Raw genomic sequence first — 20,015 nt, 5'->3', positions numbered from 1 at the left:
ATTGAAGGGGGCCGAAGCCCCCTCCAGATCGGTCTTAAATGCCGGATGGCTCAGTAGTTGGACTTCAGCTGAACGCAGCTTTCGGTCTCGGTGTTGTACATGCCGCAGCCGAGATCTTTCCAATCGGACTTCAGCACGGCGCTTTCCGGCAGGAAGTCGGTCCAGGCGTCGCCCGGCACTTCAGCCGTTTGGGAGATGATGTCGAACTGGCCGTCTTCCTGGATCTCGCCGATCAGCACCGGTTTGGCGAGGTGGTGGTTGGGAAGCATCACGGCGGTGCCGCCGGTCAGGTTCGGGAACTCCTGGCCGTACATGGCCATGCGCACGGCGTCCACGTCGGTGGTTTCGGCTTCCGTTACCGCGTTCACCCACATGTTGAAGCCGATGTAATGGGCTTCCATCGGGTCGTTCGTCACGCGCTCGTCACCCATGACCTCTTTCCACTTGGCCACGAAGGCTTCGTTGGCTTCGGTATCGGCGGACTGGAAGTAGTTCCAGGCGGCGAGGTGGCCGACGAGGTTGGTGGTGTCGAGGCCGGAGAGCTCTTCTTCGCCCACGGAGAAGGCGACAACCGGGATGTCGTCGGCGGAGACGCCGAGGGCTGCCAGTTCCTTGTAGAAGCCGATGTTGGCGTCGCCGTTGATGGTGGAGATCACGCCCACCTTCTTGCCGTCCTCGCCAAGCGCAACAACGTCGGCAACGATCTTGGACCAGTCGGAGTGGCCGAAGGGCGTGTAGTTGACGAAGATGTCTTCCTCGGCGATGCCCTTGTCTTTCAGGTATTGCTCAAGGATCTTGTTCGTGGTGCGCGGGTAGACGTAATCGGTGCCCAGCAGTGCGAATTTCTCGACGCCGAGTTCATCAAGGAAATAGTCGGTGGCCGGGATCGCCTGCTGGTTGGGGGCGGCGCCGGTGTAGAAGACGTTCTTGGAGCTTTCCTCGCCCTCATATTGCACCGGGTAGAAGAGCATGCCGTTCAGCTCTTCGATGACGGGCAGCACGGATTTGCGCGAAACGGATGTCCAGTTGCCGAAGATCACGTCCACTTCGTGCACGGTCAGCAGCTCGCGCGCTTTTTCAGCAAAGAGCGGCCAGTCGGAGGCGGGATCGACCACGACGGCTTCCAGTTCGCAGCCCAGCAGGCCGCCGGCGGCGTTCTGATCGGCCACCAACATCTCGATGGTGTCTTTCAGCGTGGTTTCGGAAATGGCCATCGTGCCGGAGAGCGAGTGCAGCACACCGACCTTGATCGGGTCGGCGCATTCGGCCTGGGCAGCGCCGGCAAGGCAGGCCATGGCGGTGGTCGTCGCGAGCAGTTTCTTAAGCATGTGAGTGTGTCCCTTCATTTCGTCGATCGCTTGGCTGAGCCAGCGTCGCCGTAACGGTTAAGGATTGAGCTGTTGCTGTCTGTTACAAAATATGGCACGAGGTGTTGCATATTTTGCAACAGGCTGGGGGGGAGGGCCGTGCGGCACCTGCAGATCTACACCGCGATCCGGGCCATCGTGCAGGCGGGTTCCTTCCGTAAGGCATCGGAATTGCTGGCAATTTCGCCGTCTGCGCTGAACCGGCAGATCAAGGCGCTGGAGGCGGAGATCGGTGAGGAGATTTTCGACCGCCTGCCGCAGGGGGTTCGGCTCTCCACGGTGGGGGAGATGTACTACCGCCAGTTTTCCCGGCACCTTGATGAAATTCGCGGCGTTGGCGAAACAGTTTCGGAGATGCAAGGCACAAGAATCGGGCATGTGCGCCTTCGGGTCAGCCCGGAATTGATGCACGGCTTCCTTCAGGGCCAGATCAACCGGTTCCGCGCCGCGCACCCCAAGGTCAGCTTCGAGGTGCGGGTCTCGGCCTCCGATCGCTTCGCGCTGGCGCTGCAGGAGGGCGAAAGTGATCTGGCGCTGATCCTGCAGCCGCAGTACCGGGCCGGCGTGACGACGCTGTTTTCAGAACCGGTGGCCTTGCGGGCGGTTGTGCCGAATGCGGCGCGCCCCTTGCCGGTGATCCGCAACGAGCACTTCCTTGATCACGATTTGATCCTGCCGCCGGAGGGCAGCGGCTTTCGGGAATTTCTCGACGTTCAGTTCAAGGCTCGGCTCTTGGAGGTCACGGCGGGGCAGGTGACGGATGGGTTGATGCGGCCGCACGGGGCGACAGGCCGACAAACGTTGCAGATCTGGCCGCTGGTGGATCTGGAGGAGGACTGGCTGGCGCAGCGGGGGGCGCGTGCTGTGGAGGTGGCGAAACTGCCCCCTGCGCGGATTGCCCTGTGTCAGCAGGAAGGGCGTAACCTGCCGAGCGCCGCTGCGCGGTTTGCTGCCCAGCTTGCCGAAGGGGTGCAGGGCTGAGCTTGCATGCCGTTGCGTCAAACGCTTAGCTGTGGATCAAGACACAGGTTTACTGGCTTTGGAGACACTTCTCATGCGCCTTTCGGTTCCCGCCCTTTCCACCTTTGCCGCCACCGCCCTGATGGCGGGTGGTGCGCTTGCCGCGGATCAGACGCTCTCCGGCAGCGTCGCCTACAAGGACCGCAGCGCCCTGCCGCCGGGGGCCGTTCTGGACGTGGCGCTGGTGGATATTTCCAGGATGGATGCGCCTGCGGTGACGCTGTCGTCCCGCCGTTGGGCCATAGAGGGGCAGGTGCCGGTGGACTACAGTCTGACCTTCGATGATGCGCTGATCGACGAGCGCATGAGCTACGCGGTGCAGGCCACGATCGGGGTGGAGGGCAAGACGCTCTACCGCAACACGACCGTTACGCCCGCCCTGACGCGCGGCGCGGGCAATGAGGTGGATATCATGGTGGATCGCGTAGCGATGGAACAGGCGGGCGCGGGCGGTGATCTGGCCGGAAGCGAATGGGTGGTGACCGATTTCGGCGGGCCGATCCTTGTGACCGAGAAGAAACCCGAGATCGCCTTTGGCGAGGACGGCCGGATTTCCGGCTTCACCGGCTGCAACCGGCTGATGGGCAGTTTTGAAACCGACGGCGGCAGCATCAGCTTTGGCCAGGGCGGCATGACGATGATGGCCTGCCCGGAGCCCTACGGCGAGATGGAACAGAAGTTCAACGAACAGCTGGCCCTTGCACAGAGCTACACGCTGACCGGTGATACGCTGGTGCTGGGCGATGAGAACGGCCGCGCCGTGATGCGGCTGGTGCGCAAGCCTTAAAGGCGGATCACAAGGAGCGCGCTGGCGCGCGCGCCGGATGCGCGCTTACGCGCGGTTTTCGCCTTCGGCGAGGATATTTTCAGAACAAAGTGGAAGGGGCCCCGCGAGGCCCCTTTTTTCGTGTTCAGTCTGCGTGGTGGCAGGCGACCTTGCTGGCGCCCACAAGGCGCGGCTCGGGGCGCGCCTCTTTGCAGAGGTCGGTGGCCAGCGGGCAGCGCGGGTGGAAGGCGCAGCCGGGGGGCGGGTTGATCGGATCGGGGATCTCGCCCTCGGGCGGCTCGATCTCGCGGCCAAAACCGTCCATCTTCGGCGCGGCATCAAAGAGCATGCGCGTATAAGGGTGTTTGGGATCGGCAAACAGCGCCGCGCGCGGGGCTTCCTCGACGAGGCGGCCCAGGTAGAGCACGCCGACGGTGTCGGCCATGTGCTGCACCACGGTGAGATCATGGGTGATGAAGAGGTAGGTGAGGCCCAGATCCTCGCGCAGATCGCTCATCAGGTTCAGCACCTGCGCCTGCACCGACACATCCAGCGCACTGGTGGGCTCGTCGCAGACGATCAGGCGCGGTTCGCTCGCGAGCGCGCGGGCGATGCAGATGCGCTGGCGCTGGCCGCCGGAGAATTCATGGGGGAATTTGCCCACGTCCTCTGCCGACAGGCCGACCTGTTCCAGCAGCCGTTCGGCGAGGCCTTCCGGCTTCTTTCCTTGCGCGACGGCAGGTTCCTCTATGATGTCCTTCACGCGCCAGCGCGGGTTGAGCGAGGCGTAGGGATCCTGAAAGATCATCTGGATGTCGGAGCGCACCTTTTCGATCTTCTCCGCATCCTGTTCGCGGGCCAGATCCACGCCTTCGATCGTCACACCGCCCACGGACGGTGACAGCAGGCCGACGACCATCTTTCCGATCGTCGATTTGCCGGAGCCGCTTTCGCCCACCAGCGCGTAGACGCTGTTTTGCGGGATGTCGAAGGTGACATCGGAGACGGCGGTGAGCATGGATTTCGGCAGCCGTTCGATCACCCGGTTCAGCCAGGGTTTGGAGACGTCGAAGATGCGCGTCAGATGGGTGACGGAGACGAGCGGCTTCATGCGGTGGCCTCCTTGGCGGCGCGGTCTTCATCGGTGAGCGGGTGCCAGCAAGCGGCGCGGCCGTTGCAGGCGGAGAGCGTCGGGCCGGGGTTGGTACGGCATTGATCGGTGGCGCGGGGGCAGCGCGGGTGGAAGGCGCAGCCTTCGGGCAGGGCGGTGAGGCGCGGCATGGCGCCGGGGATCTGGCGCAGGCGTTTCTGGCCGAGGCTCGCCAGCGGCGTGGAGCCCATGAGGCCGTCGGTATAGGGGTGTTGCGGGGCCTGCACCACCTGCTGCACGGGCGCGAGTTCGGCGAGGCGACCGGCATACATCACCGCCACGCGGTCGGCGGCTTCGGCGATCACGCCCATGTCGTGGGTGACGAGCATCACGGCGGTGCCGCGCTCGCGACAGAGCCGTTTGAGCAGCGCGATGATCTGGGCCTGCACCGAAACGTCGAGCGCGGTGGTGGGCTCGTCGGCGATCACCAACGAGGGCTCGGCGCAGAGCGCGAGCGCGATCACCACACGCTGGCGCATGCCGCCGGAAAACTCATGCGGGTAGCTGTTCAGCCGTTGCTTAGCCGCCGGGATGCCGACCTCCTCCAGCGCGGCGAGCGCGCGGGCTTCGGCGTCTGATTGCGACACGGGCAGGTGGGCGAGGATGGTTTCGGTGAGCTGTTCGCCTACCTTCAGTAGCGGGTTCAGCGAGGTGAGCGGATCCTGGAAGATCATGCCGATCTTCTTGCCACGGATCTTGCGCAGGGCGTCGCCTTTGAGCTGGTCGATGCGTTCGCCGAGCAGGTGGATCTCGCCGCCGGTGATGCGGGCGGGGGGATCGAGCAGGCCGATGACGGCATTGCCCGTCATGGATTTGCCGGCCCCGGATTCGCCGACGACGCCGAGAATCTCGCCAGCGGCGATGTCATAGGAGACGCCATCCACTGGGCGCAGGACGCCGCGGCGGGTGGGGATTTCAACGGTGAGGTTGCGGACGGAAAGGACGGGATTGGTCATTGGTCGTCTCCGTTGGAGGATGGGTGCCCGGAGCGCTTGCGGTCCGGGCCGCGCCCGCCCGCCCCCACGGCGGGCGCGTTCCGCGCCCACCCGGTCGGGCTCGGCCCTCTGTTGGTCTGAAGATCTGCCATCAGCGCAGCCTCGGGTTCAGCGCGTCGCGCAGCCAGTCGCCCAGCAGGTTGACGGAAAGCGCCAGCGCCAGAAGGGTGACGGAGGGGAAGAAGAGGATCCACCACTCGCCGGAGAAGAGGAAGCCCTGGCCGATGCGGATGAGCGTGCCGAGCGAGGGCTGCGTGGGCGGCGCGCCCACCCCAAGGAAGGAGAGCGTGGCCTCGGCGATGATGGCGAGCGCGAGCGAGATGGTGGCGATCACCAGCACCGAGTTCAGCACGTTGGGCAGGATGTGGCGCATCATGATCGCGCCGGAGCCGCGGCCGATCAGCCGGGCGGCCTGCACGTATTCGCGGTTCTTCTCCACAAGCGTGGCCCCGCGCACGACGCGGGCGAATTGCACCCAGTCCGACAGGCCGATGGCGAGGATCAGCACCCAGATTGCCATCTGGTCGCGGTATTCCACCGGCGTGATGCCCTTGGCGATGCCGAAGATCAGCATGGCGACGAGGATCGCCGGGAAGGTCAGCTGCACATCGGCGACGCGCATGATGATGGTTTCCGTCCAGCCGCCGCGGTAGCCGGCGAGCAGGCCGAGCGAGACGCCAAGGATCAGCGCGAAGAGCACGGCGGAGAAGCCGACGAAGAGCGAGATCCGCATCCCGTAGAGGATGGTGGAGAACACGTCGCGGCCCTGATCGTCGGTGCCCATCAGGAAAGTCTCGCCGGTGAAGGCGTTGGGCGTCATCGGGGGCGTGAAGCCGTTCATCAGGTTCAGCGTGGCCGGGTTGAACGGATCATGAGGCGCAATCAGCGGCGCGAAGATCGCGGCGAGCACCAGCGTGGCCACCACGAGGAAGGAGACAACCGCCACCGGCGAGCGGCGGAAGGAATAGAGGAAATCGGAATCCCAGGCGCGGGTCAGGGCTGTCATGGCGTTATCCTTTCACCGCGGTGCGATCGACGCGCAGGCGCGGGTCGATGGCGAAATAGAGCAGGTCCACGATCAGGTTGATCATCACGAACATCACCGAGATCAGCATCAGGTAGGCGGCCATCACCGGGATGTCGACGAACTGGATGGCGTTGATGAACAAGAGGCCCACGCCGGGCCACTGGAAGACGGTTTCGGTGATGATGGCGAAGGCGATGATGGAGCCAAGCTGCAGGCCCGTGACGGTGATCACCGGCACCAGCGTGTTTTTCAGCGCGTGGCGGAAGTGCACGGCGCGATCCTTCAGGCCGCGGGCGCGGGCGAAGCGGATGTAATCCTGCCGCAGCACTTCAAGCATCTCGGTGCGCACGAGGCGCATGATGAGCGTCATCTGGTAGAGGCCCAGCGTGATCGAGGGCAGAATCAGCGCCTTCAGGCCGGATGCGGTGAGGAAGCCCGTTGTCCACCAGCCGAGATCGACGACCTCCCCGCGCCCGAAGCTTGGGAGCCAGTTCAGCTCCACCGAGAAGATGTAGATCAGGATGATGCCGATCAGGAAGGTGGGCAGCGAGACGCCCACGAGGCTCAGCGTCATGATGGTGTTGGCGGCCCAGCCGTTGCGGCGTAGGGCGGTGAAGACGCCAAGGCCGATGCCGAAGACCATGGCGAACATGCCGGACACAAACGCCAGTTCCAGCGTGGCCGGCGCGCGTTCGGCGATGATTTCCGCCACGGGGCGGCCCTGCCGGTAGCTCACGCCGAAATTGCCCTGGATCGCGTTCTCAAGGAAGCGCAGGTATTGCACCGGGAAGGGCTGATCCAGCCCCAGTTGGGCGCGCAGCCGCGCGATGTCGGCGTCGGTGCGTTCCTGCCCGAGCATGTTGTCGATCGGATCGCCCACGAAGGTGAACATCGAAAAGGCGACAAGGCCGACGACCAGCAGGACGATCAGCGATTGGAAAACGCGGCGGATGACATAGGCGAGCATAGGATCTCTTCCGGCTGGCAGTGCGAGGGGCCGCCCTAAAGCGGCCCCGGCGGTTTGGCAAGGGGGGGAGCGGGGCTCAGTTCACCGTCACCCAGCGCAGGATGAAGAAGTTGTCCGGACGCTGTGTGAGGCTGACATTGGTGCCGGTGCCCCACAGAAGCGGCTGCACGTAAAGCGGCACATAGGCGACCTCGTCCTGCAGGATCTTCGTGCTTTCATCCAACATGGCCTGACGCTTGCTGTCGTCGATCTCGGATTGGATCATCGGCAACAGCTCGTCCACGCGCGCGTTGGAGAAATCGCCGAAGTTCCAGCTGCCGAGCTTCTTCTCCGCGTCCGGCGTATGGGCGAGGAAGCGGATCGGGTGCTCGGCGTCAAAGGTGCCAGGGGACCAGCCCAGCAGGTACATGTCGAAGTTGTCTTCGCGCAGTTCCGGCCAGTAGTTGCGCACCGGCATGGCGTCGAGCTCGGCGGTGATGCCGATCTGCGCGAGCATCCCCACGACAGCCTGACAGACAGCCTCGTCGTTCAGGTAGCGGTCGTTGGGGCATTTCAGCCCGAAGGAGAAGCCATCGGCGTAGCCGGCTTCGGCCAGCAGCGCCTTTGCGGCCTCCACATCATAGGCGGGCCGGGCCTCAAGCCCCTTGGAGTAGCCGCGCATGGCGGGGCTGACGAGCTGGCTGGCCGGCTCGGCATTGCCGCGCATGATGGTTTGCAGGATGGCGGGCACATTGATCGCCGCGGCCACGGCCTGACGCACCTTCACGTCCTTGAACGGGTTGGGATCGCCCGCATTCGCGCCGTATTTCAGCGTCTCGGCGGCATGGGGCATGCCCAGCATGATCACGCGGGCCTCGATGCCGCGGATCACTTCCACGTTGCCTTGGCCTTCGAGCCGGGCGGCGTCCTGAATGGGCACCGGGTTGATCATGTCCACGTCGCCGGAGAGCAGCGCGGCCACGGCGGTGGCCGGGTTCTGGATCGGGGTGAACTCGGCGCGGGTGATGTTGTGCTCCGGCGTGCCCCACCAGCCGTCAAAGGGCTCCAGCACGGTCTTCAGCCCCGGCTGGCGCTCGGTGACGCGGAAGGCACCCGTGCCGTTGGTGTTCAGAGTGGCGAAGTTCTCGGAATCCTTGGCCGGGCGCTCGGCGCCATTGGCGGCGGCCCAGCCGGAATCCATGATCATCCAGTTGGCGATGGAATCCGGGAAGATCGGGTTCGGCGCGTTGGTGTAGATCTCGACGGTGTAGTCATCCACCACCTTCACGTCCGAAACCGGTGCAAACCAGCTTGCGGTGTCGGCCTGCTCGGACGAGGCGCGCTCGTAGGAGAAAAGCACGTCTTCGGCGGTGAAATCGCTGCCGTCGTGGAAGGTCACCCCTTCGCGCAGTTTGAAGCGCCAGCCTTCGGAGCCGATCGGCTCCCAGCTTTCTGCAAGTGCGCCTTCGACCGTCATATCCTTGCCACGGCGGACAAGGCCTTCGTACACATTGTTGAGGAAGCCCAGCACCGGCGCGGAGTTTACCGCGTGCGGATCCATCGTTTGCGGATCCGTCGTGCTGGCCCAGCGGAATGTCTCCGCCTGCGCGGCGCTGCCAAGGAGCGCGGCGGCGGTTGTCAGATAAATCAAGGATTTCATGGAAACTCTCCCGAGGTCAGAGGAAGCGTGGCGCGTTCGCGAACGCCACGGGTGTGCCCGAGACTAGGTGCGCCGGGCAGCAGAAAGCCACCCGGCGCTTGGTCAGATCACTTCAGTGTGAAGTATTTGAAGTGGGCCGCATCGTCGGGCGCGACGATGGTTTCGACCTTGTCAGCCATCCCCCAGTTCAGAACCTGGTGGTGGATCGGCAGGTAGAGAACCTCGTCCTGCACGACCTGCCAGATCTCTGCGATGGTGGCATCGCGTTTCTCCAGATCCGTCTCGCTGGCGAGCCCTTCGATCTTCGCGTCCAGATCGGCGTTGGAGAAGCGGGTGCCGTTCCAGGAGCCGTATTTCTCGCCTTTGGTGTGGACGAGGAAGTTGAAGATATACTCGGAGTCGTAGGTCGGAACGCCCCAGCCCAGCATGTAGAAATCGGTTTCCAGCGTGTTGATCAGCGGGAAGTGCTGCGCTTTCGGCTTGGCGTCGAGGTTCACCGTGATGCCGATCTGCGCCATCATGCCGGTGACAGCCTGACAGATCGCCTCATCGTTGATGTAGCGGTCGTTCGGGCAGTCGAGCTGGATCGAGAAACCGTCGCCGTAACCGGCATCGGCCATCAGCTGGCGGCCGGTTTCGATGTCGGTGGCCGGAACCGCGTCAAACTCGGCCGTCCAGCCGTTCACGAAGGGCGGGGAGATCATGCCAGCCGGCTGCGACTGGCCGCGCATCACCACCTGCTTGATGGCATCGCGGTTGATGGCGATGTTCATCGCCTGACGCACGCGCTTGTCGGCCAGCGGGTTGGCGCCGTCGACGGAGTCATTGGCCAGATCGGCGTCGCCCTGGTTCATGCCGAGGAAGATCACCCGGTTCTGCGGCGCGGTGATGACCTGCAGGCCATCGGCGTTGGCCACGCGGTCCAGATCCTGCACCGGCACGTCCTGGATGAAATCCACTTCGCCCGAAAGCAGCGCGGCCACGCGGGTGGCGGCGTTCTGGATCGGGGTATAGATGATCTCGGTCACGTCGAGCGCGAATTCATCCTTGCCCCAGTAGTCCTCGTTGATGGCGAGAACGGTTTTCACGTCCGGCTCGCGGGACACCAGCTTGTAGGCGCCAGTGCCGTTGGCGTTCTTGGCCGCGAAGGTGTCTTCGCCGCCTTCGTAGTCCTGCACCTTCACCGCGTTGTTGGCCTCGGCCCAGCCCTTGTCCATGATGAACATGTTGGTCAGGTTGTTGGGCATGATCGGGTTCGGGCCGTCCGTCACGATCTCGATCGTGTATTTGTCGGGCGCGCGGACTTCCACAACGCTCGCGAGCAGTTCCTTATAGTCGGAATCCGGCGTCATCGCGCGGTCGAGCGAGAATTTCACGTCTTCGCTGTCAAACTCCGCGCCATCGTGGAAGGTCACGCCTTCGCGCAGCTTGAAGACCCAGACGGTCGGGTCCGTTTCGCTGGGGCCCCAGTCGGTGGCCAGCGCGGGCACCATGGCGCCGGTCATGTCGCGCATCACCAGCGGCTCCATGATCTGGTGCGCCAGAGCCGAGGTCGGCCCTTCGTTCTGCGCGTGCGGATCGAGCGTCAGCGCATCGCCTGCGCGGGCCCAGCGGAGCGTTTCGGCGTGGGCCGCAAGGCTGGTGCTGGCGAGCAGGGTGGCGAGGAGAACGGGTTTTGTCATGTTCATTGGATAGTCTCCCTGTTGATAGGGAGGGATGATTAACCATCCTCGCAAAAACGCAACCCCTCCGGCGGATTTAATTGACAGCGTTAACAAGATGCCTTTGCGGAAGGCCGCGTTGCGCCCGATTTTGCAAAAAACGCTACAAAAAATACTGCCAGCGGATAACCTCGCATCAAACGGCCACCACAAGGCCGGAGCGAAGGGAGTGACGATGGGTCAAGCTGTGCGGCATCTGCTGGGTGTGCTGTTTTCTGTGCTGCTGGTCGGGCTGGGCGCGGCCACGGCTCAGGAGGACGACAGCGCCTATTCCATGGCGCCCGTGATCGTGGACGGCCAGGAGCTGTTCATGTTGAGGGGCCTGACAGCGCTGCCCGCAGAGCTGCGCGCCCAGAGGATCGCCGACCGGATCGAGGAGTTCGCGGCCTCCTCCACTGACCCGACAGTACAGGTGACCTTCCAGAACCACCCTTTGGGGCGCGAGATCTTCGTCGACGGCGTGTCGATGCTGATCCTGATCGAAGATGACGCCGAGTTTGACCAGGTGAGCCTTGATGTGTTGGCGCTGGTGAACGGCGATGCGGTGAAGAAGGCGATCCAGGAGTACCGCGCCGACCGGACGCCGCAAGCCCGGCGGGAGGGCTTTATCAACGTGGCGCTCTGGACAGGCGGCTTCGTTCTGATCGTCGCCATTCTGCTGACTCTGCAGCGCAAGGTGCCCAAGTACCTGCGTCGCAAGACGGAAGCCCGAATGAAGCAGATTCAGGCCGCCACCGCCGAGATCGTGCGGGGCAAGGCCGTGGCGGAGCTTGTGGGCTTCCTGATCCGCCTGCTGTTCTGGTTGTTCATCCTCGTGGCCGCCTATTACTATGTTTCCTTCGTGCTGTTCTCGTTTGCCGAGACGCGGCCCGTGGCGATGATCCTGATTACCTATATTTCCGATCCGATCTTCGGCCTGCTGCAATCGATCGTGGAGTTCCTGCCCAACCTCGTCACGCTGTTCGCGATCTTCATCGCCACGCGCTACGTGCTGAAGATGCTGCGCACGGTGTTTGAGAACATCGAGGCCGGAACGCTGAAGTTCGAGGGCTTCGAGACCCATTGGATCTGGCCGACCTTCCACATCATGCGGGCCCTGCTGCTCGTCTTCGTGGTGATCCTGTCCTACCCCTACGTGCCGGGTGCCAGTTCACAGGCGTTTCAGGCGGTGTCGATCCTAGTGGGCCTGATGGTCTCGATGGGCTCCAACAGCGTGGTATCCAACGCGCTGGCCGGGGTCTTCGTGCTCTACCGGCGCAGTGCCAATGTCGGGGATCGCATCAGGGTGGGGGATCACACCGGCGATGTTGTCGAGATCAAGATCATGGAGACCTACATCAAATCGCTGAAGAACGAGCTGATCAGCATTCCCAACGCGCAGATGCTGAACTCCGAGGTGATCAACTACTCCACCAAGATCGACGGGCGCGGGCTGCTGGTGCACACGACGGTGGGCATCGGCTATGACGAGCCGCGCCAGAAGATCGAGGCCCTTCTGCTTGAGGCTGCCGCGCGCACCCGGCACATCAAGAAAAGCCCGGATCCCTTCGTGCTGCGCACAGCGCTTGGCGATTTCGCGGTGAACTACCAGATCAACGGCTACACCACGCGGGGCAATTACTTGCCCAAGATCGTCTCAGAGCTTCACGCAAATATTCTGGACGTCTTCCACTCCAACGGTGTGCAGATCATGTCGCCGCATTACGAGGGCGATCCGGCGGATGCGAAAATCCCGCCGGTGCCGACCAAGGAAGAGATGGAGCAGGCCAAACTGGAGGCGGAAGAAGCCAAGGCGGCGGAGGCTGCGGCTGAAGCGGAGGCGGTGCGCAAGGCCGAGGAGGCAGCCGCGGCCCGCAAGGCAGCAGCGGCCAAGCCCAAACCGCGCAAGCGGCGGATCGGGCGGCGGACGAAACCCAGCAGTTGATCAGGCTTTGCGCTTGTCCCTGAGGCGCGCGAAGCTGTCGCGCAGCGCGGTGGACCAATCTTCCGAGAGCGCCATGAATTCCGGGTCGCGTTCGTCGATCCGGGATTTCTCTGAGATCTGGCACGCGCCTGCGCGGATGATCGTCAGATCCAGCGGCATCCCGACAGAAAGGTTGGAGCGCAGGGTGCTGTCCATCGACAGCAGCACCGCAAGGCGGCCATCGGCGATGGAGGTCTCCGGCGTGATCACGCGGTCAAGGATGGGCTTGCCGTATTTGTGCTCGCCGATCTGGATGAAGGGCGTGTCGGCGGTGGCCTCGATGAAATTGCCTTCCGGGTAGATCAGGAACATCCGCTGGGTGCCACCCTTGCGCTGCCCGGCCACGATCATGCTGGCGGAAGCCGATTGCTGCATCCGGTTCATCTTGGCCTGAATGTCGGCAGAAACGGACGAGAGCATATTGCCCACGATCTCGGCCACGGCGAGCATGCTGCCCGCTTCCATGATCGAGGTCTCGCCAGTGGCGTCCGGATCATCGATGGCTTCCTGCAGCTTGGCGATCACGGTCTGGGTGACGGAAAGGCTACCCGCCGTCAGGATCGCGATGGCGCGCTCGCCCGGCTTCTCGAAGAGATAGGTTTTGCGATAGCTGGCGATGTTGTCCACGCCCGCGTTGGTGCGGGAATCCGAGAGCAGCACAAGGCCCTCGTTCAGCATCAAGCCCACACAATATGTCATGTCTGCAGGGTCGCCTGTTCTTGGTGTTATTGTTGGCTCTGGCTCTGTGCCGGGCCGCCCGCGCCCTGAGAGACCGAGAGCGTGAAGTCCATCGTCTCATCGCCCGCGCCGAAGCTGATGCCTCTTACGGGGGCGGCGTGCAGGGCGTCAAGGCCGGAGCCGATGCGCACGTAGCGTTCGTCCGGGCAGCAGCGGTTGGCCGGATCGAACCCGACCCAGCCGAGCCCCTCGACGAAAACCTCCGCCCAGGCGTGGCTGGCTTCATGGGCCTCGCCGCTTTCATCCGAGTGCAGGTAGCCGGTGACGTAGCGCGCCGGAAGGCCGTTGAGCCGCGCCAGCGTGATCAGCACATGGGCGTGATCCTGGCAGACGCCTTGGCCCAGTTCGAGCACGCGCGCGGCGTCCATCCCGGCCTCCGTCGCGCCGATCACATAGTCCACGCGCGCACGGGTCTCCCCGGCCAGCGCATGGGCCAGCGCCAGCGCGCCGTCATGGCCGCCTGCGCCGAGCTCACGCGCCAGTTCCTTCAGCGCGTCATCGGGCTGGGTGAGCGCCGTATCACGCAGATAAGCCAGCGGCGGCATGCTCTCCTTCAGGCCTTTCAGAACGCCTGCCGTGTCGCTCGTTTCCACGGTACCTTTCACGTGGATCTCGATTTCATCCACATTGCCGCCGATGGTGAGCAACATCAGCTTGTCGCCCGCGCCATCGGTGAAGCCTGCGCCGAGCTGCGCGCCCTCGCAGGACACTTTCCAGTTCAGGATATTCTGGCTTTCGAGCCGCGCCGGGGTGAGCCGCAGGCTCTGGGTGATCCGGCGCTGGGGTTGCTCGTAGCGATAGCGGGTGGTGTGTTCGATGGTCAGTCGCATGATCTTAATGCCCCCAGAACATGTAGGAGCGGTTGACGGCCTCATCGAGCTTGCGGGCCTCGGTGATGAAATCGGTGAGGAACTCGTGGAGCCCCTCCTCGATGATATGGCGCACGTTGTTTTCTGCCAGATGGCCATACATGCCCGCCGCCAGACGCCCGGCAAGGCTGCGCTGGCCATAGGCGCGCGACAGCCGGCTCAGGTGGTGATCGATCCGCTCGCAGCAATGGATGAGCGAGCGCGGGCAGATCGGGTTCAGGATCAGGAAATGGGCGATCTTCTCGGGCGCGTAATCGCCCTTGTAGGCCCAGTGGAAGGCCCGCCGCGCGGAAACGGCGCGCAAGAGCGCTGCCCATTGGTATTGGTCCACCCCGCCGCCGACCATGTCGATCGTCGGCAGAAGCACATAGAATTTCACATCGAGCAGGCGGGCGGTGTTGTCGGCGCGTTCGATGAAACAGCCCAAGTTGAAGAAATCATAGCCTTCATCCTGCAGCTGGGTGGTTTCGAAACTGCCGCGCACGGCGGCCGCGCTGGCCTTCGTCCATTCGCACATCGACAGCAGGTCGCGCCGCGCGGGCGGACCCTGCAGGATGTCGATGAATTGCAGGTAGGCGCTGTTGAGCGTTTCCCAGACGTCGGAGGTCAGCGCGGGCCGGGCGGCGCGCACGTTTTCGCGCGCGGCGCCGATGCAATTGCGGATGCTTGACGGGTTCTCCGGGTCGAAGATCAGATACTCGGTCACAGCCTCCGCCGTCGGCTCCTGCCCGGTGGCCGCAAAGGCGTGCGACACCCCGGCGGCAGCAAGGATCGAGGCCCATTCGTTCTCATGGCCTTCGCCCGCCGTGGGCATCAGCGACATGCGGTAGGCCACTTCCAGAAGGCGCGCGATGCTTTCGGCGCGTTCGATGTAGCGGGAGGTCCAGTAAAGGCTTTCTGCGGTTCTGCTCAGCATTTTCTCAGTCCGCCACGATCCAGGTGTCTTTGACGCCGCCGCCCTGCGAGGAGTTCACGACGAGCGAGCCCTCCTTCATGGCAACGCGGGTGAGCCCGCCGGGGGTGAGCCGCACCTCCTTGCCGACAAGGCAGTAGGGGCGCAGGTCCACGTGGCGTGGCGCGAGGCCCGACTCCACGAAGGTGGGGCTGGTGGAGAGCGCCAGCGTGGGCTGGGCGATGTAGTTCGAGGGGTTCTTCTTGATCAGTTCGGCAAATTCCGCGATTTGCGCCTTGGTGGAAGCGGGCCCCACGAGCATCCCGTAGCCGCCGGAGCCGTGCACTTCTTTCACAACCAGTTCCGGCAGGTGTTCCATCACGTATTTATAGGCGTCCGCCTCGCCGCAGCGCCACGTGGGCACGTTCTTCAGGATAGGCTCTTCGCCCAGATAGAAACGCACCATGTCGGGCACATAGGTGTAGATCGCCTTGTCGTCGGCCACGCCTGCGCCGGGGGCCGAGCAGATCTGCACGCCGCCAGAGCGGTAGACATTCATCAGCCCCGGCACGCCGAGCATGGAATCCGGGCGGAAGCAGAGCGGATCGAGGAAGGCATCGTCGATCCGGCGGTAGATCACATCCACCCGCTGCGGCCCGCGCGTGGTGCGCATGTAGACGAAATCGCCATCCACGAAGAGATCCTGCCCCTCTACGAGGTCGATCCCCATCTGATCGGCAAGGAAGGAATGTTCGTAATAGGCGGAGTTGAACGCGCCGGGGGTGAGGATCACCGCCGTCGGCTCGCCCTCGCATTTCGCCGGGGCCACCTCGTGCAGGGTGCGGCGCAGCAGATCGGGGTAGGTGTCGACCGGCGCGATGCGGGCGGAGCGGAACAGCTCCGGGCACATGCGCATCATGATCTCGCGGTTTTCCAGCATGTAGGACACACCCGACGGCGTGCGGCAGTTGTCCTCCAGCACGTAGAATTCATCGCGCCCGGTGCGCACAAGATCGGTGCCGACGATGTGGGAATAGATGTTGAGCGCCGGGTTGATGCCGACCACGGCGGGCTCATAGGCTTCGTTGCGGTAGACAAGCTCGCCCGGAATGCGGCCCGAGCGCACGATCTCGCCCCGGTGATAGACATCCCAGAGGAAGGCGTTCAGCGCCCGGCTGCGCTGCTTCACGCCGCGCTCCAGCCTGTCCCATTCGCTGCGGGTGAAGACGCGCGGCATCAGGTCGAAGGGGATGAGCCGCTCGGTGCTGCCGCCTTCGCCATAGACGGCGAAGGTGATCCCGATCCGGCGAAACAGCGCCTCGGCCTCGGCCTTCTTCAGGGCGAGCATCTCCTCGCCCAGATCGTCGAACCACTTGGTGACCTTTGTGTAGGCCGGGCGGATCTCCGCGCCGTCAAACATCTCGTTAAAGAAATCGGGTTTTGTGCTCATGGCGCTAGCGTCAGCTTAAGGAGGCGGCAGAGTCAAGCGGCACGCGTTGGCAGAGGATAATCAACGCGCTGCATTGCCGGGCAGATGCCTGCAAATCGGGCAGGGTGAAGACAGAGCCTATTGGGTGTGGCCGATCCGGGTCAGAAAGCCTGCCAGCGCCTCGGCGAAAGCCTCGGGTTGCTCCACGCAGGGCAGGTGGCCACTGCGGCGGATCAGGTGAAACTCCGCGCCCGGGATCAGGTCCACCGTTTCACGCACCAGATCGGCCGGGGTGGAGCCATCTTCGGAGCCCGCAATGCCGAGCGTGGGCAGGCGCAGGCTGGCGGTGGGCGTGTAGAAATCGGTGCCCGAGATCGCCGCGCAGCAGCCCAGATACCCCGTCACAGGCGTGGCCTCCAGCTTGGCGCGCCAATGGGCGGCTTGCGCGCTGGCCCGGTTGCCGCGGGCGAACCAGCGCTCGATCGTGGCCGGCGCGATGGCCGCCATGCCGCCGGCCTCCACGGCCTCCATGCGCTCCTGCCACTGCTTCGGACTGCCGATCTTGGCAGCGGTGTTTGAGAGCACCAGCCCGCGGACCAGATCAAGCCGCTTAACAGCCAGCCCCTGCGCCACCATCCCGCCCAGCGAGAGCCCGACGAAGACGGTGTCGCGCAGGCCAAGGTGCTCCAGCAGCCGCTCCGCATCTCGCACCAGAGTGCCCATCGCGTAGGGGCCTTCGGGCACATCCGAAGCCCCGTGGCCGCGCAGGTCATAGGCGATCAGGCGCAGGCCTTGGGGCAGGCGCGGCAGCACCGCCTCCCAAAGGCTGTGATCGGTGCCAAGCGCATGGGCAAAGACAACGGGCGCGCCGCCCAAATCCCCGGCTTCGTGATAGGTGAGCGAGACATCGGCAAGATCGACACAGGGCATGGGGGCTCCTTGGTGGCTCAGAGATGGGTCGGAAAACTGCGGGCACGCACCTGTTTGCGGGCCTCGGATGGGCTGCAGCCGTAGCGGATGCGGAAGGCGCGCGAAAGGGCACTGGCGTTTTCATAGCCGCAGCGCACGGCGATCTCGGCCACGGAGAGGCCGCTGTTCTGCACCAGCCGCTGTGCCGCCGTCAGCCGCAAGTGGCGGTAGACCTTGCCCGGCGAGGCCCCCAGCGCGGCCTCAAACCGCCGTGCCATCTGCTTTTCGTGGCAACCAAGTGTGCGGGCGATTGCCGCAAGGGGCAGGGGGGCTTCCACCGAGGCGCGCATCTGCGCCAGCGCCGCTGCCACCAGCCTGTCGCGCGCGGCCGGGCCGCGGCGCAGTTGCTCGCCCCGGCTTTCGTGCTGGAAGAAGCTCTCGATATCCACGCAGAGCGCAGCCCCGTGGCGGGCCTCGATCAGGCGCAGCATGAAATCAAAGCTCGCCATGGCCCCGGCGCAGGTGGCCCTGTCCCCATCAAACACATGGGGCGCGCGCTGGGCAGAGACAGTCAGGAACCGCTCCTCGAATTCCGGCAGCGCATCCCAATGCACGGTGGCCTCCCGCTCCTCCAGCAGGCCGGCCTCGGCCATCAGCCAGCCGCCGGTGTCCAGCCCCGCAACCATCTGCGCCTGTTTTGCGGCCCGACGCAGGCCGGCCAGTGTCGCTTGAGTCGAGAGCGCGCGGTAATTGTAGCTCGCGATCACCACCAGCAGATCACAGGGCGCGGCATCGCTCAGCGCGCCGTTGGGCAGGATCGGCAGGCCGGAGGAGGAGCTGACCGGCGCGCCGTCAGGGGTGAGAAAATGCCAGCGATAGACGGCGCGGCCGAGGATCGTGTTGGCCGCCCGCAAGGGCTCCAGCGCATTGGCGAGGCAGTGGTTGGAAAAATCATCAAACAACAGCAGCGAAACGTGCTGCGGTGCGGCGGGTGATTTTGTCCATTTCTGCATGAGTCATGTCTAGATTGGCCGCATGCCGTTCGGCAAGCCGTGATTGGGTCGCGCATCTGACATTTGAACGCTTCGGAGCCTGCCATGCCGCTGACCATGAACCGGGAGGTTTTCATCACCTGCGCCGTCACCGGCTCCGGGGGCACGCAGGATCGCTCGCCTCATGTGCCGCGCTCGCCGAAACAGATCGCCGAGAGCGCGATCGAGGCTGCCAAGGCTGGGGCCGCCATCGTCCATTGCCATGTGCGCGACCCCGACACCGGCGCGCCGTCCCGCAGGCTCGATCTCTACCGCGAGGTGACTGACCGGATCCGCGATGCGGACGTGGACGTGGTGCTCAACCTCACCGCCGGGATGGGCGGCGATATGGTCTTTGGCTCCACCGAAGCGCCGCTGCCGGTGAACGCCGCGGCGACGGACATGATCGGCGCGAGCGAGCGCGTGGCCCATGTGGCCGCCTGCCTGCCGGAGATTTGCACGCTGGATTGCGGCACGATGAATTTCGCCGAGGCCGACTACGTGATGACGAACACGCCGGGCATGCTGCGCGCCATGGGCAAGATGATGACGGATCTGGGCGTGAAGCCCGAGATCGAGGCCTTTGATACGGGCCATCTCTGGTTCGCCAAGCAGTTGGTGGAGGAGGGTGTTCTCACTTCGCCCGCGTTGGTGCAGCTCTGCATGGGGGTGCCCTGGGGCGCGCCGGATGATCTGAACACCTTCATGGCCATGGTCAACAACGTGCCACAGGACTGGACGTTCTCGGCCTTTTCGCTCGGGCGCAACCAGATGGCCTATGCGGCGGCGGCGGTTCTGGCGGGCGGCAATGTGCGCGTGGGGCTGGAGGACAATCTCTGGCTCGACAAGGGCGTGCTGGCCACCAATGCACAGCTCGTGGAGCGGGCGGTGACGGTTGTGGAGGCCATGGGCGCAAAGATCATTGGCCCGGCCGAAGTTCGGGCTAAGTTGGGCTTGCAGAAAAGGAGCCCTCCCTCATGAGCCTTCGCCCCCTTGTGGCCGCCGCCCTCATCGCCCTCGCCGCCGCCCCGGCCGCGCAGGCTGATAAATACCGTGACCGCGACGTGCCCATCGCCGCCGTCGAGAGTCTCGATGTCGAGCGCTACCTCGGCCTCTGGTATGAAATCGCCCGCTTCCCGAACTGGTTCGAGAAGGGCTGCGATGGCGTGACGGCGGAATATGCCCTGCGAGACGATGGCCAGATCTCCGTGGTGAACACCTGCCGTGAGGGCGGGCTGGATGGCGAGGTGAAGCAATCCGAAGGTGTCGCCCGCGTCGAAGCCCCCGGCGAGCTGAGCGTCACATTCGTGCCTTGGCTGCCGCTGCCCTTCGTGCGCGGCGATTACTGGGTGCTGGATGTGACGGAAGGCTATGACGTCGCCGTTGTGGGCAACCCGAAGGGCTCCACGGGCTGGATCCTTGCCCGCACCCCGCAGATCAGCGACGCCCAGCTTGAGGCAGCAAAATCTGTGCTGGCAGAGGCCGGCTACGACCCCTCGCAACTCCTCTACCCACAACAGCCCGGCAACTGA

18 protein-coding genes are annotated in these 20,015 nt (G+C 64.4%); 5 read left to right on the top strand and 13 right to left on the bottom strand.

What is annotated here, in order from left to right; translation table 11 throughout:
* Positions 1-50: 50 nt before the first annotated feature.
* Positions 51-1,328 carry an urea ABC transporter substrate-binding protein gene (gene urtA / locus KVX96_RS15885; protein ID WP_261195700.1) on the bottom strand — a complete coding sequence of 426 codons (1,278 nt, stop codon included), beginning with the start codon at positions 1,326-1,328 and terminating at the stop codon, positions 51-53.
* A 138-nt stretch (positions 1,329-1,466) separates the two neighbouring features.
* Between urtA and KVX96_RS15880 the strand changes: the two genes are divergently transcribed.
* Together KVX96_RS15880 and KVX96_RS15875 are read left to right on the top strand one after the other, a co-directional pair.
* Positions 1,467-2,348 (top strand): LysR family transcriptional regulator, encoded by an 882-nt coding sequence (locus KVX96_RS15880; protein WP_261195699.1) that lies wholly within the window; start codon positions 1,467-1,469, stop codon positions 2,346-2,348.
* A 73-nt stretch (positions 2,349-2,421) separates the two neighbouring features.
* The gene (locus KVX96_RS15875) at positions 2,422-3,174 is read left to right on the top strand and encodes a YbaY family lipoprotein (RefSeq protein ID WP_261195698.1); all 753 of its coding nucleotides are present in this window, start codon (positions 2,422-2,424) and stop codon (positions 3,172-3,174) included.
* Positions 3,175-3,298: 124 nt separating this feature from the next.
* Here the strand turns inward: KVX96_RS15875 and KVX96_RS15870 are convergent, their stop codons facing one another.
* From KVX96_RS15870 to KVX96_RS15845, 6 genes are all read right to left on the bottom strand, one after another.
* A complete protein-coding gene (locus KVX96_RS15870) occupies positions 3,299-4,264 on the bottom strand; it encodes an ABC transporter ATP-binding protein (RefSeq protein WP_261195697.1) in 966 nt (321 codons plus the stop codon).
* On the bottom strand, positions 4,261-5,259 hold the full coding sequence (locus KVX96_RS15865) for an ABC transporter ATP-binding protein (RefSeq protein WP_261195696.1): 999 nt from the start codon (positions 5,257-5,259) through the stop codon (positions 4,261-4,263). Before KVX96_RS15865 ends, KVX96_RS15870 begins: the two co-directional genes overlap by 4 nt.
* A 130-nt stretch (positions 5,260-5,389) precedes the next feature.
* Complete coding sequence (locus tag KVX96_RS15860; RefSeq protein WP_261195695.1) at positions 5,390-6,304, bottom strand: ABC transporter permease; 915 nt, start codon at positions 6,302-6,304, stop codon at positions 5,390-5,392.
* 4 nt (positions 6,305-6,308) lie between these two features.
* Positions 6,309-7,292 (bottom strand): ABC transporter permease, encoded by a 984-nt coding sequence (locus KVX96_RS15855; protein WP_261195694.1) that lies wholly within the window; start codon positions 7,290-7,292, stop codon positions 6,309-6,311.
* 76 nt (positions 7,293-7,368) lie between these two features.
* Complete coding sequence (locus KVX96_RS15850) at positions 7,369-8,931, bottom strand: ABC transporter substrate-binding protein (protein WP_261195692.1); 1,563 nt, start codon at positions 8,929-8,931, stop codon at positions 7,369-7,371.
* 107 nt (positions 8,932-9,038) lie between these two features.
* Entirely contained in the window at positions 9,039-10,619 is a 1,581-nt protein-coding gene (locus KVX96_RS15845; protein ID WP_409977133.1) for an ABC transporter substrate-binding protein, read from the bottom strand.
* Positions 10,620-10,827: 208 nt separating this feature from the next.
* On the opposite strand from KVX96_RS15845, the gene KVX96_RS15840 reads away from it, so the two are divergent.
* Positions 10,828-12,576, top strand: a complete 1,749-nt coding sequence (locus tag KVX96_RS15840) for a mechanosensitive ion channel family protein (protein ID WP_261195690.1) — start codon at positions 10,828-10,830, stop codon at positions 12,574-12,576.
* On the opposite strand, the gene KVX96_RS15835 is transcribed toward KVX96_RS15840, so the two are convergent.
* The 6 genes from KVX96_RS15835 to KVX96_RS15810 form a co-directional block, all read right to left on the bottom strand.
* Entirely contained in the window at positions 12,577-13,314 is a 738-nt protein-coding gene (locus tag KVX96_RS15835) for a peptidase (RefSeq protein ID WP_261195689.1), read from the bottom strand.
* A gap of 26 nt (positions 13,315-13,340) precedes the next feature.
* Positions 13,341-14,183 (bottom strand): transglutaminase family protein, encoded by an 843-nt coding sequence (locus KVX96_RS15830; RefSeq protein ID WP_261195688.1) that lies wholly within the window; start codon positions 14,181-14,183, stop codon positions 13,341-13,343.
* A gap of 4 nt (positions 14,184-14,187) precedes the next feature.
* Positions 14,188-15,138 (bottom strand): alpha-E domain-containing protein, encoded by a 951-nt coding sequence (locus KVX96_RS15825; RefSeq protein ID WP_261195687.1) that lies wholly within the window; start codon positions 15,136-15,138, stop codon positions 14,188-14,190.
* 4 nt (positions 15,139-15,142) lie between these two features.
* Positions 15,143-16,564, bottom strand: coding sequence for a circularly permuted type 2 ATP-grasp protein (locus tag KVX96_RS15820; RefSeq protein WP_261195686.1), 1,422 nt, complete (start codon positions 16,562-16,564; stop codon positions 15,143-15,145).
* Positions 16,565-16,681: 117 nt separating this feature from the next.
* Complete coding sequence (pcaD, locus tag KVX96_RS15815; protein ID WP_261195685.1) at positions 16,682-17,473, bottom strand: 3-oxoadipate enol-lactonase; 792 nt, start codon at positions 17,471-17,473, stop codon at positions 16,682-16,684.
* A 17-nt stretch (positions 17,474-17,490) separates the two neighbouring features.
* Complete coding sequence (locus tag KVX96_RS15810; RefSeq protein ID WP_261195684.1) at positions 17,491-18,465, bottom strand: GlxA family transcriptional regulator; 975 nt, start codon at positions 18,463-18,465, stop codon at positions 17,491-17,493.
* An 84-nt stretch (positions 18,466-18,549) separates the two neighbouring features.
* On the opposite strand from KVX96_RS15810, the gene KVX96_RS15805 reads away from it, so the two are divergent.
* Together KVX96_RS15805 and KVX96_RS15800 are read left to right on the top strand one after the other, a co-directional pair.
* On the top strand, positions 18,550-19,464 hold the full coding sequence (locus tag KVX96_RS15805; RefSeq protein WP_261195683.1) for a 3-keto-5-aminohexanoate cleavage protein: 915 nt from the start codon (positions 18,550-18,552) through the stop codon (positions 19,462-19,464).
* Entirely contained in the window at positions 19,461-20,015 is a 555-nt protein-coding gene (locus KVX96_RS15800) for a lipocalin family protein (protein ID WP_261195682.1), read from the top strand. Before KVX96_RS15805 ends, KVX96_RS15800 begins: the two co-directional genes overlap by 4 nt.

The organism is Pseudoruegeria sp. SHC-113 (assembly GCF_025376885.1).
GTDB lineage: Bacteria > Pseudomonadota > Alphaproteobacteria > Rhodobacterales > Rhodobacteraceae > Pseudoruegeria.
The sequence above is the reverse complement of the archived record's forward strand: the minus strand, read 5'-3'. Positions and strand labels throughout refer to the sequence as shown.

Excerpts from the sequence above, each read along its gene's own strand:
- urtA (WP_261195700.1), bottom strand. The coding sequence starts at position 1,328 with ATGCTTAAGAAACTGCTCGCGACGACCACCGCCATGGCCTGCCTTGCC.
- KVX96_RS15855 (WP_261195694.1), bottom strand. The coding sequence starts at position 7,292 with ATGCTCGCCTATGTCATCCGCCGCGTTTTCCAATCGCTGATCGTCCTG.
- KVX96_RS15805 (WP_261195683.1), top strand. The coding sequence starts at position 18,550 with ATGCCGCTGACCATGAACCGGGAGGTTTTCATCACCTGCGCCGTCACC.
- KVX96_RS15865 (WP_261195696.1), bottom strand. The coding sequence starts at position 5,259 with ATGACCAATCCCGTCCTTTCCGTCCGCAACCTCACCGTTGAAATCCCC.
- KVX96_RS15810 (WP_261195684.1), bottom strand. The coding sequence starts at position 18,465 with ATGCAGAAATGGACAAAATCACCCGCCGCACCGCAGCACGTTTCGCTG.
- KVX96_RS15835 (WP_261195689.1), bottom strand. The coding sequence starts at position 13,314 with ATGACATATTGTGTGGGCTTGATGCTGAACGAGGGCCTTGTGCTGCTC.
- KVX96_RS15820 (WP_261195686.1), bottom strand. The coding sequence starts at position 16,564 with ATGAGCACAAAACCCGATTTCTTTAACGAGATGTTTGACGGCGCGGAG.
- KVX96_RS15860 (WP_261195695.1), bottom strand. The coding sequence starts at position 6,304 with ATGACAGCCCTGACCCGCGCCTGGGATTCCGATTTCCTCTATTCCTTC.
- KVX96_RS15800 (WP_261195682.1), top strand. The coding sequence starts at position 19,461 with ATGAGCCTTCGCCCCCTTGTGGCCGCCGCCCTCATCGCCCTCGCCGCC.
- KVX96_RS15825 (WP_261195687.1), bottom strand. The coding sequence starts at position 15,138 with ATGCTGAGCAGAACCGCAGAAAGCCTTTACTGGACCTCCCGCTACATC.
- KVX96_RS15830 (WP_261195688.1), bottom strand. The coding sequence starts at position 14,183 with ATGCGACTGACCATCGAACACACCACCCGCTATCGCTACGAGCAACCC.
- KVX96_RS15850 (WP_261195692.1), bottom strand. The coding sequence starts at position 8,931 with ATGAAATCCTTGATTTATCTGACAACCGCCGCCGCGCTCCTTGGCAGC.
- pcaD (WP_261195685.1), bottom strand. The coding sequence starts at position 17,473 with ATGCCCTGTGTCGATCTTGCCGATGTCTCGCTCACCTATCACGAAGCC.
- KVX96_RS15875 (WP_261195698.1), top strand. The coding sequence starts at position 2,422 with ATGCGCCTTTCGGTTCCCGCCCTTTCCACCTTTGCCGCCACCGCCCTG.
- KVX96_RS15840 (WP_261195690.1), top strand. The coding sequence starts at position 10,828 with ATGGGTCAAGCTGTGCGGCATCTGCTGGGTGTGCTGTTTTCTGTGCTG.
- KVX96_RS15870 (WP_261195697.1), bottom strand. The coding sequence starts at position 4,264 with ATGAAGCCGCTCGTCTCCGTCACCCATCTGACGCGCATCTTCGACGTC.
- KVX96_RS15845 (WP_409977133.1), bottom strand. The coding sequence starts at position 10,619 with ATGAACATGACAAAACCCGTTCTCCTCGCCACCCTGCTCGCCAGCACC.